7 protein-coding genes are annotated in these 13632 nt (G+C 62.0%); 5 read left to right on the plus strand and 2 right to left on the minus strand.

The annotated features are described in order from the left end of the window. Window positions 1-100: 100 nt before the first annotated feature. Together H9642_RS09740 and H9642_RS09745 are read right to left on the minus strand one after the other, a co-directional pair. Window positions 101-2818 (minus strand): winged helix-turn-helix domain-containing protein, encoded by a 2718-nt coding sequence (locus H9642_RS09740; protein WP_251836246.1) that lies wholly within the window; start codon window positions 2816-2818, stop codon window positions 101-103. 2 nt (window positions 2819-2820) lie between these two features. Further along, the gene (locus tag H9642_RS09745; protein WP_251836247.1) at window positions 2821-5514 is read right to left on the minus strand and encodes a winged helix-turn-helix domain-containing protein; all 2694 of its coding nucleotides are present in this window, start codon (window positions 5512-5514) and stop codon (window positions 2821-2823) included. A 159-nt stretch (window positions 5515-5673) separates the two neighbouring features. Between H9642_RS09745 and pabB the strand changes: the two genes are divergently transcribed. The 5 genes from pabB to H9642_RS09770 all read left to right on the plus strand — a co-directional run bounded on the left by pabB (window position 5674) and on the right by H9642_RS09770 (window position 13509). Then, entirely contained in the window at window positions 5674-7017 is a 1344-nt protein-coding gene (gene pabB / locus H9642_RS09750; RefSeq protein ID WP_251836248.1) for an aminodeoxychorismate synthase component I, read from the plus strand. 144 nt (window positions 7018-7161) lie between these two features. Beyond that, window positions 7162-10836, plus strand: a complete 3675-nt coding sequence (locus tag H9642_RS09755; RefSeq protein WP_251836249.1) for an ATP-binding protein — start codon at window positions 7162-7164, stop codon at window positions 10834-10836. Continuing rightward, window positions 10836-11477: a hypothetical protein gene (locus H9642_RS09760; protein WP_251836250.1), complete on the plus strand. Its 642-nt coding sequence runs from the start codon at window positions 10836-10838 to the stop codon at window positions 11475-11477. Before H9642_RS09755 ends, H9642_RS09760 begins: the two co-directional genes overlap by 1 nt. Further along, complete coding sequence (locus tag H9642_RS09765; RefSeq protein WP_251836251.1) at window positions 11474-12694, plus strand: phosphoenolpyruvate carboxylase; 1221 nt, start codon at window positions 11474-11476, stop codon at window positions 12692-12694. The genes H9642_RS09760 and H9642_RS09765 overlap by 4 nt, the downstream gene beginning before the upstream one ends. After that, window positions 12679-13509 carry a DUF7281 domain-containing protein gene (locus H9642_RS09770; RefSeq protein ID WP_251836252.1) on the plus strand — a complete coding sequence of 277 codons (831 nt, stop codon included), beginning with the start codon at window positions 12679-12681 and terminating at the stop codon, window positions 13507-13509. The genes H9642_RS09765 and H9642_RS09770 overlap by 16 nt, the downstream gene beginning before the upstream one ends. Window positions 13510-13632 lie beyond the last annotated feature (123 nt).

Here is a 13632-nt window from a genome sequence, read left to right on the forward strand (position 1 = left end):
TTGTGGGGCGGAAAGCGCTGAGCTCGTCCTGCGAACAAAACTAGTGGCGGTTGGGCTGGCTGCCAGCCCATCCAAGGGATGGCGGCCCCATTGATGAGGCTCAGGCTTCGCTGAGCAAGCCGAGACTCTTGCCCTTGAGCACGGCCTGGGTGCGGCTGCGCACGCCGAACTTGGCGAACAAGTTGTGCAGATGCCACTTGATGGTGGCTTCGGAGAGGTGGATGGCCTGGGCGATGTCGCGGTTCGACAATCCCGCCGCCACCAGCCTCAATATTTCCCGCTCGCGATGGCTGACATCTTGATTCTCATCGATTTTCAGCGGATCAACAGCCAGCCGGCGACATTGTTCGCGCAGCATTTCCCCCAACATTTGCCAGGCCTCGGTGCGCGGTTCACGGGCTTGCCAGGCATTCCAGAGCGGCAGCAGCCACAACGCATCATCCAGAAATGCTCGTCGGTAACCCCGCGCCCAGGCATCTTGCACGGTTTGACGCAGCAATAAGAACGCCTTGTCGCTGTTACCTTTGCGCCAATACGCTACACAGAGTAACAACGACAGTCGCAAGCGACGGTCACACAGGTGTGCGGCCGTTTGCCTGGCCAGCATGTTTTCCAATGCCAGCTGAGCCTTGTCTGGCCGCTGTTCGGTCAGTGCCAGACGAGCTTGCGCCATCGCCAAGGCAGCAAAGGCATCCGGATAGCGGATGGGATCAAGCTTGTCCAAATGCTGCTCCAGTTGAAGGCAGGCTCGCGATGCCTCGTTGGGGCGGCGCATCCATAACAAAAACTGCACTTTGCAGCCCATCGCCAGGGCGAAGACTCGCTGGTAGCCGGGGTCCTGCAAGCCTTCCAGCCATTCATCGAGATCGGCCAGCCCCTGTTCGGCTTCCCCCGCATAAAAACGCGCCTTGGCCATGACCAGGCGTGCGCGATTGACCAGCTCAACAGGGGTGGCCACATCACGCCAGGTGGTCGCCCGAGGCAGCTCGGCAAGAATGGCCGCGTGCCGGTCCTGCTCATAAAGCAAGTCGGAGTACGCCAGCGCCAACGGACCGCCCACCCGGCTGTGTCGTCCAAACACCTGATCCACGCGTTTTCTCGCGGCCTCCGCGAGAGCACGGCCACGCTCCAGCTCGCCGTACTCCTTGCAAATCAGGGACTCGATAAGGCTGATCATGACGCTTAGGTATTCGCTGTCCACGTCGTTGAGATGCGTACGTGCACTGGCAATGGATTTGGCCGCTTCGGCAAAATCACCCAGCAAGGCGTAGGCCGCTGCCTGCACGCAAAATAGACTGGCGCGGAAGAAAGGCTGCCCTTCGCGTACCACCCCCAACCAGTGGCGCGCCACTTTCAGGGAAGTCTCCAGCTTATCCTGATACAGCAGAATCAAGGCTTTGAGTACCTGAGCCGCACCGAGCAATTCGGCGAGCCCGGTATGCATCGTTCTGCCCTGCCCTTGCAGCAATCGATTGCTTACGTCTTCTATCAGGGCTTCGGCTTCGGCAAATTTCTGTTCGAATGCCAACTGCCAGGCATAGAACAGTTGAAACACGGTGTGCTCGCGGATCTGTTCGGCAGGCACGCGCTTGAGCATGGCCAACACACTATAAACCCGATTCCCCGTTACCAGACGAATGCCCTGGCGCTCCAGCAAGTCGGCTGCAAAGGCGAAGTCCCGGGCGCGCAGCGCGTAACCAATGGCACGGTCGGCATATCCCTGAGTCTCACTCCAGCGAGCTGCCGCGAGCAGCAAGGCCGCCGGCTCGCCTTGCCTGACCAGGCGCCCCTGAAGAAACTCGGTGAACAAATGGTGATAACGAAACCACTCCCCCTGGGTATCGAGCGGGATTATGAACAGCTGCTCGGCCTGCAATCGCTTGAGCATCGCGCGACCCGTGTCATGCCCGGTCAAGGTGTTACAGAGATCGGCACAAAACTCATCGAGAATCGAGGTTTGCTCTAGAAACCAGCGCACGTCCGCTGGCAAACCTTCCAACACATCTTCCGTCAGGTAATCGGCAATATCACGCTCGGTGCCCGACAACTCGACAAGAAACTGGCGGCGGTCCGGATGACGAGCCAGCGCCAGGCTGGCCAGATGAAGCGCGGTGATCCAGCCTTCCGTGCGTTTGTGCAACAGCGCAAGCTCTTCATCGCTCACCTCTTGCTGCCGGATGCAGCGGAAATAATCCGCAGTTTCCTGGCGGCTCAAACCCAGGTCTTCAGCCTTGAGCCAATAGACCCGCTCTGACAGACCTGGAGCCGTGAGATATTGGGGGTTGAAACGGGTGCTGCTGATCAGATGTATCTGCTCTGGAAGATTGCGAAGCAGATACGCCACACCCTGGCCGAAGCCTGGATGACGGATGCGATGTACGTCGTCCAGAATCAGATAGATATGTTCTTCCACCCGGCGCAGATCGGTTATGAACGCTTCCAGCAAGGCTTCCAGCGGCCAGCTCAGGCCATCGCGCAGTAGCCCGGCGGTATTGGCTCCGAAGCCAGGCAATACCGACTCCACCGCAGCCAGCAGGTACTCCAGCAGTCGTTGCGGCTCACTGTCCCCGTCATCGCAGGACAGCCAGGCAACGTTGTGCCCTGTCGCCTGCAAGCGCTGGCGGAGTTGACTGAGCACGGTGCTTTTTCCATACCCGGCCGGTGCACTGAGCACCAGCAAGGGAAACCGTCGGGCCTGGAACAGGCGATCGATGAGTACCTCACGGGACAGCAGCGAGTGCCCCTCCAGTTCGGCAGGAAACAGCTTGGTGCGTAACAACGGCAGCCGCTGAGATTGTGCGGAGATCTGGTTGGTCATGATCAGAGCATCTCCAGCTCGCGGGCACGGCGAATGGCTTGGGTGCGATTGCGTACCTTGAGCTTTGCGTAGATGTTATGCAGGTGCCATTTGACCGTGCCAAGGGCCAGCGACAATTGCTGACCTATTTCTTCATTGGACATGCCTTGGGCTGCAAGGCGCATCACATCGAGCTCCCGTGCGGTCAAACCGTCACTCGGTGCCTCCTGCGCGGCCGGTACCTGGCTGCCCGGCCAAAAGCCCAGCAAATCACGTAGAAAGCCTTGCAGCGCAGGGTGTCTCTCTGCGGCTTCCAACTGCAGCAGCATGACCCGAACAGCCTGCCCTTCTTCGATAAATACACTGCGCAAACCTTCGCGCTCAGCCCTCATCAAGGCTTGAACCAGCAAACTTTGCGCTCGTTCCTGATAGCCCAGACGCTGGTAGCTGAGCGCGGCCAGCACATCCAGACGCAGATGCTGCAAGCCATGCCAGCCTTTTTGCAGCTGCCCTCGAAGCTGGGTGATTTCATGCAATGCCTCGCTGTATTGACCTCGTTTCTGGTACAGACGAATGCGGCTCAGCCCCAGAAAAAGGGTGACAGGATTGAAAGTGCGCTGCGCATAGCTAGCTGCCAGTCGGCTCCATTCGATGCTTTTCAAGCGCTGCTCGGCGCGCTTGAACGAGTCATCGCCCGGTTCTTGCACAATCAGTGCAATCTCTTCCGCAACCGCCTGCGCATAGAATCGCCAGGACTGATTGCGCGAGGCCAGATTCTGCATCGCGGCCAGGCTGGCCATGGCCTCTTTGATATGCCCCTGGGTGCGCTGCAGCCGTGCCAGGCACAGGAGCCCCTGGGCGTACAAATCAATCGGATTGATCACGTCAACATGCTTGAGCGCCCAGTGCAGCCTTTCTTCTAGCCCGCCGAAACGTCCCTGGTGATAGGCAATCAAACACGCGCTGATGACGGGCAGCGCCAGGGCTGGGCTGGTTTCGCCAAACCCCGGCACCATGCGGGCGCGCAACTGCTCGGACAAATGCTGCGCCTGACGCAGTTGGCCCTGTTCCAACGCCAGCATCACCTCGACGTTGCTGAGCTGCATATCCAGGTAACGGCCTTCCAGGAAATGATTGCGCTGCTGGGCCAGCGCCAGTAAACGACGCGCCTGGTCGGGCTGAGCCAGCATCACCAGGGCCAGCGCACCGATCACCAGCATGGCTACCTCAAGGAAAGCGGCATGCTGGCCCAGCTGGGCTTCGATCTTGCGGGCCAGACTGACGCAAACGTCCAGATCATCTTTTTGCAGGGCCAGCATGGACTTGACCGCCAACGCAGCCAGGTAGCCCTCGCGCAGGGGTACGTCCACCTCACCGGACCAGCGTGACAGCAATTCATCGAGCAAACGATTGGCTTCAGGCAAGGCCTGTTTAGCCGCCTTGTCCCAGACATCGGCCAGCATCAGCACCGGATAGCGCTCAACAATCGAATCGGGAACCTGCAAGCGCCAGCGATACAATCGGTTGAGTTGCCCCCGGTTGATCAGCTCCAACCCGTAGCCGTCCACCAGCGCGGCCAGCATTTCGGGATCGTCAGCCAGGCTGGCATGCTCGATGGCCAGGTTCTGCATGCGATGATTGGTGAACCAGAGGGACGCCTTGAAATGCAGCTGCTTGAAACGTTCAAAGCTCTGCTGCCGCAACCGGTTACGCAGGAAATCGGCGAAGAGATGGTGGAAGCGATACCACTGCCGCTCGCGGTCCAGCGGCACGAGAAACAACTGCCTGACTTCCAAGCTTTCCAACAATGCCTGGCCATCCTCGCGACCGGTCAAGGCGTTGGCCAGCTCCCCGCTTAATTGGCTGGCCACACTCAACGCCAGCAGCACATCTTGCAGTTCGGTCGAGAGTTGCTCGAAGACTGAGCACAGCAGGTAATCGCCCACCGCGGTTTGATCGCCTGCGGGTATGGACTGCAGGCTACTGCCCTGTGGTTGATGGCTCAGCCACAAGCTGACCAGTTGCACGCCGATCATCCAGCCTTCGGTCTGCGCATACAGCGTTTGCAGGCCCGCTTCATCCAGTCGCAGGCCCCGGTAGTGCAAATAATCACGGGCCTCGGTCGGATCGAGGCGCAGCTCCTCCGGGCCGATATCCAGCAACAGGCCCTTGGCCCGCAGCGTGGCCAGATTCAAGGCCGGCTGGGTCCGCGCGCCGATCGCCAGGGTAAATCCGGGCGATGCCAGCAGGATCAGGCGCCCCAGGGCAGCGAGCAGCTCCTTATCGGTGACCTGGAAATCGTCCAGCACCACCAGCAGGGGGTGTGTCAGCCGGGTCAGCTCGACCAGCACGCTCTCCATCACGACCGTTACCGGCGTGCTCATCGTGTTGCACAGATACGCCAGCGCGTCCTCGCCGAACCCTGGCAACACCGTACGCAACGCATTGATCAGTCGCATCAGGAATCGCGCAGGATCATCATCACCGTCGCCCAACGCCAGCCAGGCACAGGTGCTGCCGGGTTGCTGAGCCATGACCAGTTCGCCCAGCGCGGTGCTTTTGCCGAATCCCGCCGGCGCGCACAGCAGAATCAGCCGCGCCTGGGGATTGGCGGCAAACAGAGCCTGAATACGCGGGCGCGGCAAGTAGCCGGCCGATGTGGGTGGAGGGAGTCGCGTTGGGCGCGCAAGGCTTCCTGACCCAGATACAACATCCATGATTTAACCCCTTTATATTTATCGTTATGCCCGGATTTTGAAATCCGCAGGGTGTTCCATACTTACCAGCCCCGCTGGGCAGTGCGCAAATATGGCAGAACTCTAGGCCGAAGCAGTCCTACGGAATACAATCGCCTTCACAAAAAACGACGGTTTCCGATGTCCATCTGCATTTGTCATCCCCTGCCCTACCTCGCTGATCCAGCTGACTACTTCGCGCTTGTCCGCCACGCTCCGGGAGCCGTGCTGCTTGACAGCGGCCGGCCCACAGCGGAGCGAGGACGCTATGATCTGCTCTCCGCATGGCCTATGGCACAGCTGACGGCTGCCGATGGCGAAGCCGCCAACGTCTTTTTCCAACGCTTGCGCGATGCCTTGAGCCTGCTGGGTCCGAGCGAAGCACCCGCGGATCAGCCTCTGCCCTTTGTGGGCGGCCTGATCGGTTACCTCTCCTACGACTTCGGCCGGCGCCTGGAACTCATGCCGAATTCCGCAGTGGATGACCTGGCCCTGCCGGATGCCCATTTCGGCCTGTACGCCTGGGCGTTGATCAGCGATCACCAGCTCCAGCGTAGCCAGTTGGTGTTCCATCCGCGACTGGATGAGGCCGAGCGCCAGCGCCTGATCCGCCTGTTCAGCCAGCCGGCAGTGGCACGCGAAGGCGCGCCCTTCCGGCTGGCCGCTCCGTTTCAAGCGGATATCAGTGCCGCTACCTACGAAGCCGCCATTCACCGTATCCAGGCTTATATCCAGGCCGGCGATTGCTATCAGGTCAACTTCGCCCAGCGGTTTCGTGCCGCCTGTAGCGGAGATGCCTGGCACGCCTATCGAGCGTTGCGCGCCGCCTGCCCGACGCCCTTTGCCGGTTTCCTGCAGCTCTCCGACGCCAGCATCCTCAGCCTGTCGCCCGAACGTTTTCTGCGCGTTCACGACAACCAGGTGGAAACCCGGCCGATCAAAGGGACGCGCCCACGCGATGCTTCGCCGGAAGAAGACCGCCGTCAGGCCGACGCCCTGCTGGCCAGCCCCAAGGACCGCGCGGAAAACCTGATGATCGTTGACCTGCTGCGCAACGATCTGGGCCGCAGTTGCCGTATCGGCTCGGTACGCGTGCCCGAACTGTTCGCGCTGGAGAGTTACCCGAACGTGCATCATCTGGTCAGCAGCGTGACTGGCGAGCTGGACGCCAATAAGGATGCATTGGATCTGCTGGCCGGCAGCTTCCCCGGCGGTTCGATCACCGGCGCGCCCAAGGTGCGCGCCATGCAGATCATTGACGAACTGGAACCCACCCGCCGCGGCCTGTATTGCGGCTCGCTGCTGTACCTGGATGTGCGTGGAGAAATGGACAGCTCAATCGCCATCCGCAGCCTGCTCGTCAAGGACGGCCAGGTGGCCTGCTGGGGGGGTGGCGGCATTGTGATGGATTCCGAGTGGCAAGCCGAATACCAGGAATCCCTCACCAAGGTGCGCGTACTGATGGAAACCCTGGAAGCGCTGTAAACGTTCATGGCACGGGTGAGCCGCACAGGGCGGCTGCACGGCGGCACAACATCCCAAATATGAGGGTTCCCGTCGAAAGCGGCTCGGCAGCGGCCGTCTGCTTGCTTAAACTGCGCCCTGCTTCATTTCTTCAAAAGGATTGCCATGCCCAGCCTGAATCGCCTCATTCTGATCAACACCCACCTCAAGGGTGTCGTCGAGCTGGTCGTGGACGACCACACCAACATCTGTGGGACCAACGCCTCGGGCAAAACCACCCTGCAACGCCTGGTGCCGGTGTTTTACGGCGAGTACCCCAGTCGTGTGGTCCCGGCGACCCGCGACAGCTTCGAGCGCTGGTACCTGCCCACCGAGCATAGCTTCCTCGTTTATGAATACCAACGCATGGATGGCGAGCCCTGTCAGGCCATTCTGGCCACCAGCAGCGACGGTCGAGGGGTGGATTACCGGCTGGTGCAAAAAGGCTTCGATCTGGAGGACTACACCCGCAGTCGCCAGGGTGACAGCATCGTCTGCCGCACCATGAGAGAGCTTGGCTATCATTTCCGTTCGCTGGGCGTCCCCGTCAGCAACCAGCTCAACACCCGCCAGTACCGGGCGATCATTCAGAACGACCGCACCCTGCTGTCCGCCGACAGCCAGCGCACCGAACTGCGCCAGCTGGCCCGCCAGTTCTCCCTGTGCAGCGGTGAGCACAGCCTGCGTCACATCGAAAAGCTGGTGCGCGCCGTGCATTCGCGCGAAGGCAAGATGGAAACCATCAAGTCGATGGTCGCCGCCATCCTTGAAGAGGACGGCGTGGCGCCGCCCATCACCCACCTCAGCGCGCAGAAAGTGGAAGACTGGATTCGCGACAGCCAATTGATTCAAGGCTTTGCCGACCTGCGTCCCGAATTTGCACGTCTGGAGCGCGATTTTCAGGAACTGCACACCTGCGAGGCGCGCCTGAGCGGGCTGCTACTGGCCTTCCGCACCGACGAGCCCCTGCTGTTCGCCCACCAGGAAACCCTCAAACACGAACTCGAGCAGATCGGCTTCCAGCTCAAGCTGCTGGAAGACTCCTGGAAGGACCGGCGCGACGAACTGAGCCTGGCGCTTTCCCAGGTGCAGGCCCGCATCGAAAGCGATGAAACCCAGCTCAACCACATTGAGGAGCAGTACCAGCAGTACCTGGATTCCGACATCGACCAGGCCAAGGCCGACCTGGAAAAGCTCGACGGCTGGAAGCTGGAACTGGACAACCTCAGGGAGCGCCTGCGCCTGCTCACCGAGCAGCATGCCGACGTGCAAAACGCCTATCTCGAGCGCAAGCAGATCATCCAGGAACGCCAGCAGGACGCGCTGGACCGCCTGCACGAACAGGAGGGCACGGTGCGCGACGAACTGGCAGCGCGCACCCAGCAGAAAAACGATGCACTCAGCCAGTTGGACACATCGTTCGCCAACCGTCGCCAGGAGGCCGAAAACGTCTTTCGCAATCGGAAACACGCCCGCGAACTGGAGCGCAAGGACCACGAGCAGCGCATCAACCAGTTCAGCTACAGCGAAGAAGAACGCCGCAGCCTGGACATCTTCGACCGACGCCTGGAAGAAGCCGACGAAAAGCGTGATGCCAGCAGCCAGCAGGTCGAGACGCTGACCCAGCAGGAGCGCCAATTGCTGCGCCAGCGCGAGGACGTTGCTCAGCAGCACCAGTTGGCGGCTCGCAAGGTGGCCGAGCGCGAGCAGGAAAAAGATGCCGCAACACGTCTTCTCCACGCCGGCCAACACACCCTGCTGGAGTTTCTGCGCCGAGAGCAGCCGGGCTGGGAACAGCACCTGGGCAAGTTGATCGAGCCGAGCCTGCTTCAGCGCACCGACCTCAAGCCGGGGCTGAGCGACACCCCGGCCGACAGCTTCCATGGCCTGCGCCTGGACCTGGCCGCGCTGCCGACTCCCGAGCATGCCGCCGACGAAGCCGCGCTGCGCATCCGCCTGCAACAGGCCGAAGACAATCTGCAGGCCGCCCGCAACCATCAGGACGGCCTGGAAACCCAGCTGTCTGAACAGACCGCAGCGCTGGATGACCTCAACACCCGCCTGGTGCAGACCCGTACCCAATTGCAGGGTCTAAAAGAAGACCGGCAGCGCCTGCGCGACGAACGTGCCGCCTTGAAAGAACGCCTGGACACCGCCCTGGCCGAGCGCCGTCTCGAAGCCCGTAAACAGCTGAGCGCGCTGGACGACAGCCTGGCCCGCCTGACGGCGGAACAGCAACAGCTGCTGGCCGAACTGGGTAAACAGCGTCAGGAAGCTCGCCTGGAAGCCTCGGCCCACTGGCAACAGGTCATTCAGGATCTGGAACAGCGTTTGGCGTTACTACGCGGCCAAATGGATGAGCAGCGTGCCCAGGGCAAGGCCGAGCTGGCCGCCTGTGAAAGCTGGTACCAAAACGAGCTGAAATCCCGCGGCGTAGACGAAACCCAGCTGATCGAGCTGAAGAGCGGAATTCGCCAGCGCGAGCTGCGCATCCGCGAAACCGAAGCCCTCCGTTCGGAGGTGCACCGCTACGAAGAGTGGTACGCCGTCACCTGGCTCAAGCGCAAGCCGCATCTGCAAGACGACCTGGTGGCGCGCAAGGCCGAAGCCAGCGACCTCAAGCAGCAGTTGGATACAGCCACGCAGGCCTACAAGGCCCAGCGCGACCAGTTGGAACAGCAGCGCAAGCAGGGTTTGCAGCGCCAGGGCCAGATCAGCGAACAAGTGGACCTGCTCAAGGGGCTGCTGCGCCGCCTGAACGATTGCAAGCTGCCCCGCGAAGGGCAGGCGCCGGAAGGCGAACTGGACGAGCGTCTGCGCCTCGGCCAGGAACTGCTGCACAGCCGCGAGTCGCTGATGACCACCATCAAGCAACACGTCGACCGCTTCGACAGCCTGCTGGCCGGCAAGAGCGGCTCCAGCCTCACCGAGACCTGGGAGCGCGGCCGCGAGGAATGCACCGTGGTCAGCGAGCGCGGCGTGCCGACCCTCGATTACCGCCGCCTGGTGCCAGTGCTGGCGCAGCTGCTCAACGAGCTGGTACCGCAGAGCATCAAGGGCTTGATGGATCTCGGGCAGAACTACGGAAGACAGCTCTATAACTTCTTCGACGTACTAGCCGATATCGACAAACGCATCGCCAGCCAAAGCGCGCGCATTACCCGCGAGGTCAGCGACGAGCTGTTCCTCGACGGCGTGTCCAACTCGGCGGTCACCATCCGCTCGCGCATCACCGAGCTGGAATTCTGGCCGGAGCTGCGCAGCTTCGTGAACGCTTACCGCGAATGGCAGAACAGCGGCTTCACCGAGTTACCGGGAGAGGAGTACACCGGCAGCATGCGGCGCGCCCTGGAAGTGCTCGGTCGCTCGGCACTGACCAGCGGCATTTCCGCCCTGCTGGAAATCGAGCTGCGCCTGCGTGAGGGCAACAGCGACCTGGTCATCCGCACCGACCGCCAGCTCAACGAATCCTCCAGCCACGGCATGGCCTACCTGATTCTCTGCAAGTTCCTGCTGGCCTTCACCCGCCTGCTGCGCGGCAACGCCCCGGCGGTGATTCACTGGCCGATCGATGAACTGGGCACCCTGCACCACAACAACGTGAAGAAGATCTTCGATGCCTGCACCAGCAACCGCATCCGCATTCTGGGCGCCTTCCCCAACCCGGATTCCGAGGTGTTGTCGTTGTTCAAGAACCGCTACATCGTCAACAAGCAGACCCGCCAACTGCAGGTGGTCAAGCCGCGTCTGGACGTGATCGGCGAACGCCTGAAAGCCCGCCAGACCGAGGAGATCGCCTGATGCTTTCCAACAAGGGACAGGTCATCGAACGCCTGCTGCAGGGCGCCTTCATTTGCCGCACCACTGACGAGGAAGGGTGGCGCTTCCTGAAAAATCCGGCGAACCGTGAGCAGACCGACGACTACCTGAGCACCCTTAACCGGGTGGTGGCCAGCGTAGGCAGCGGCGCGGACGCGGAGGTCTTTTATTGCGCCTACCGTCAATTGGGCGAAAACGAACGTCGCGTAGTGGGCCAGCAGTTTCGCGATGTCTGCCACGCCCTCACCCCGCTCGTGGAGTGGCTGCTGCTGGTGCAGGACGCCAGCGCCCAGGACGCGCCGCTGACCGAAGGCAGCCCCATCCGCCTCAACGAACTGCAGGGCATCGTCGAGGACACGCCCGCCTTCCGCGAACAACTGGCGCGCATCAGCCACTACCGGCTGTTCGGCTCACAGAGCGCCAGCATCGACATGCAGATCAAGCAAGTGTTCAAGAGGCTGTGTGAGCTGGGCTACCTGGTGCGCCCCAACCCGGAAAAGCAGATCTACATCGGCACCGGCAAACTGGATTACCTCTATGAGGTGATCCGCTTCATCGACGAGGCGGAAGGGCTGTCGCTGGAAGAGCGCGCCGAGGCCGCCAGCCAGGGCAACCTGCTATGAGCGGCAACCTGCATCAAGCCGGGGTGCGCTTCCTGCGCCAGCTGGGCCGCCATGCCGAACCCATCATGGATGCGTACCTGGCCGGCTCCGTCAGTGATGAAGCGCTGGAGCCCGGCGTGCAGGAACGGCTGGTCAAGGATGGTGTGCTCTACCGCCCGGAACCCGGCGCCGACCTGCACCTGCGACGCAGCGTGCGCGCCCTGCTGGAAGAGGCCCTGAAGGACGACCGCAACCGGCAGATCGACGCCAACACCGGCGCCACCCTGGCCACCTTCAAAACCCTGGCCGCCCACTACACCGAGGCGCGTCACCAAGGCGACTTCGCCGCTGCCGATGCCTACCTGGCCGACCTGCGCGAGCACGTGTACAGCTTCTGCGAAGGCTTGACCCATAGCATTCGCATGCTCTGGAGCCGCATCAACAATGAATTTGGCTACGTCGGCAGCCTGAACGCGAAGATCCGCGAAAACGAACTGGCCCAGGCCCAGGTCAGTGAACTGCTGGTGGGCCTGGAGCTGATCGACTTCCAGAACCTTGCCGACACCGCCGGCGACTTGCGAGAGCTGCGCCGCCTGCTGGTCAGCAGCCTGCAGCGCAATGTCAGCGACAGCTACCTGGAATTGGGTGTGGTTCAGGGTCGCCTGCTCGATCTGCTCGGCCGCTTCCGCAAGATCCGAGGCCGTACACGCCTGCTGCGCGGCTGGAGCCTGCATGTGGAACAGCAACCGGACTATCAGCCCGGCCAGCACACCGCCCTGCCGCAAATGCCCCAGCTGCTCAATCTGGCCGAGTCTCTGCTCGCGCCCGCCGCCGTAGACATTCATGACAGCGTGCTGGAAGCCGACCTGTTGGCATTGGCGGCACAGGTGCGCGCCCAGCGAGAGGAGCGTCCCCTTGTGGCGCTGCCCGAAGCCGGCGAGTTGACGCTAAATGCCCTGGAAAGCTTCGAAGTAGAGACCAGCCCGATCCAGGACGCGGTGCAGGACTATTTCTGCCAGGTCATCGAGACCGGCCAACCGATTTCCGCGCTCAGTTGGCGCGCCGAACAACGCCTGTCCTGGGATGAGGAAACCTGGCTGTATCAGGTGATTGGCGGCTACGAAGCCTTGCCCGATGAACAGAAGGACTACTTCGAACTGCTGGCCGAAGGCGATGACCACCCGGTGTTCAGCGGTAACTACATCGTGCGGGATCTGTCGTTATGTCTGTCGGCTTAGGGAAAAAACACGCTGGAGCGCTCCATCGCCTGCTGCGCAACCACCTGCTGGAGGCGACCTATAACGCCACCTGGCAAGACATCCACCGGGCGTTCGAGCTGGGCCGGGTCGAGCGTCGTCGCCTGGTGTTTACCCCTCGTGAGCGTGATCTTTTACGCAAAGAAGCCGAGCGGCGATTTGGCTGGGATCTGATCGAACCGCTGCCCGATCAGGATCGCATCCAGGCGGCGACCCAGGCCATCGACGAAAAGCTTGCCCCGCAACGACCCGATGACGGCTTCGTGCTGGCCAAGGGGACGCTGCCTGCACCGCTGCCCGATGTGCCTGACAGCTGCGCCCTGCGCATCGCGCTGGATCAGCTGGATATTGAAGCGATCACCTGTGTACTAGTGGTGGAAAACCTCGACTGCTTCGATCAGATTCACCGCTTCGCCCTCCCCGACAACCTGCACGATGCGCTGGTGCTGTACCGGGGGCATGGCGCCGCCACGCGCGGCACGCGGCAGCTACTGCAACGCCTGCCCTCAGCGGTTCCGGTTGTCGTGTTTCCGGACTATGACCCGGCAGGCCTGGTGATCGCCGCGACGCTGCCGCACGCCAACCACCTGCTGGTGCCGCAGCTCACGCCCGAGCTGCTGGCCAAGGGCAGCCGCGAGCATTTTCACCGGCAGCACCTGCAGGCCAGGCATCTGGACGGCAGCGCACTGGGCGGTTGGCAGGCGGTGTGGGCAGAGATGAAACAGGCCGGAGTCAGCATCAAGCAGCAGCACATGCTGGCGCTGGATGCGCCCCTGCACTGCATAGCCCGGGCGTAGGGCGGTCAGCGTTTTGCTAGCCGCCGGGGCGGGGCTCCGGAGATTCACGGCCCGCCGATACGCCGCAACGGTGGACAAGAACAGCGTTGTCCACCCTACGCCCGAGCTATGCCGTGTAGGGCG

This window comes from Serpens gallinarum, assembly GCF_014836765.1.
In the GTDB taxonomy this organism is placed as follows: domain Bacteria; phylum Pseudomonadota; class Gammaproteobacteria; order Pseudomonadales; family Pseudomonadaceae; genus Serpens; species Serpens gallinarum.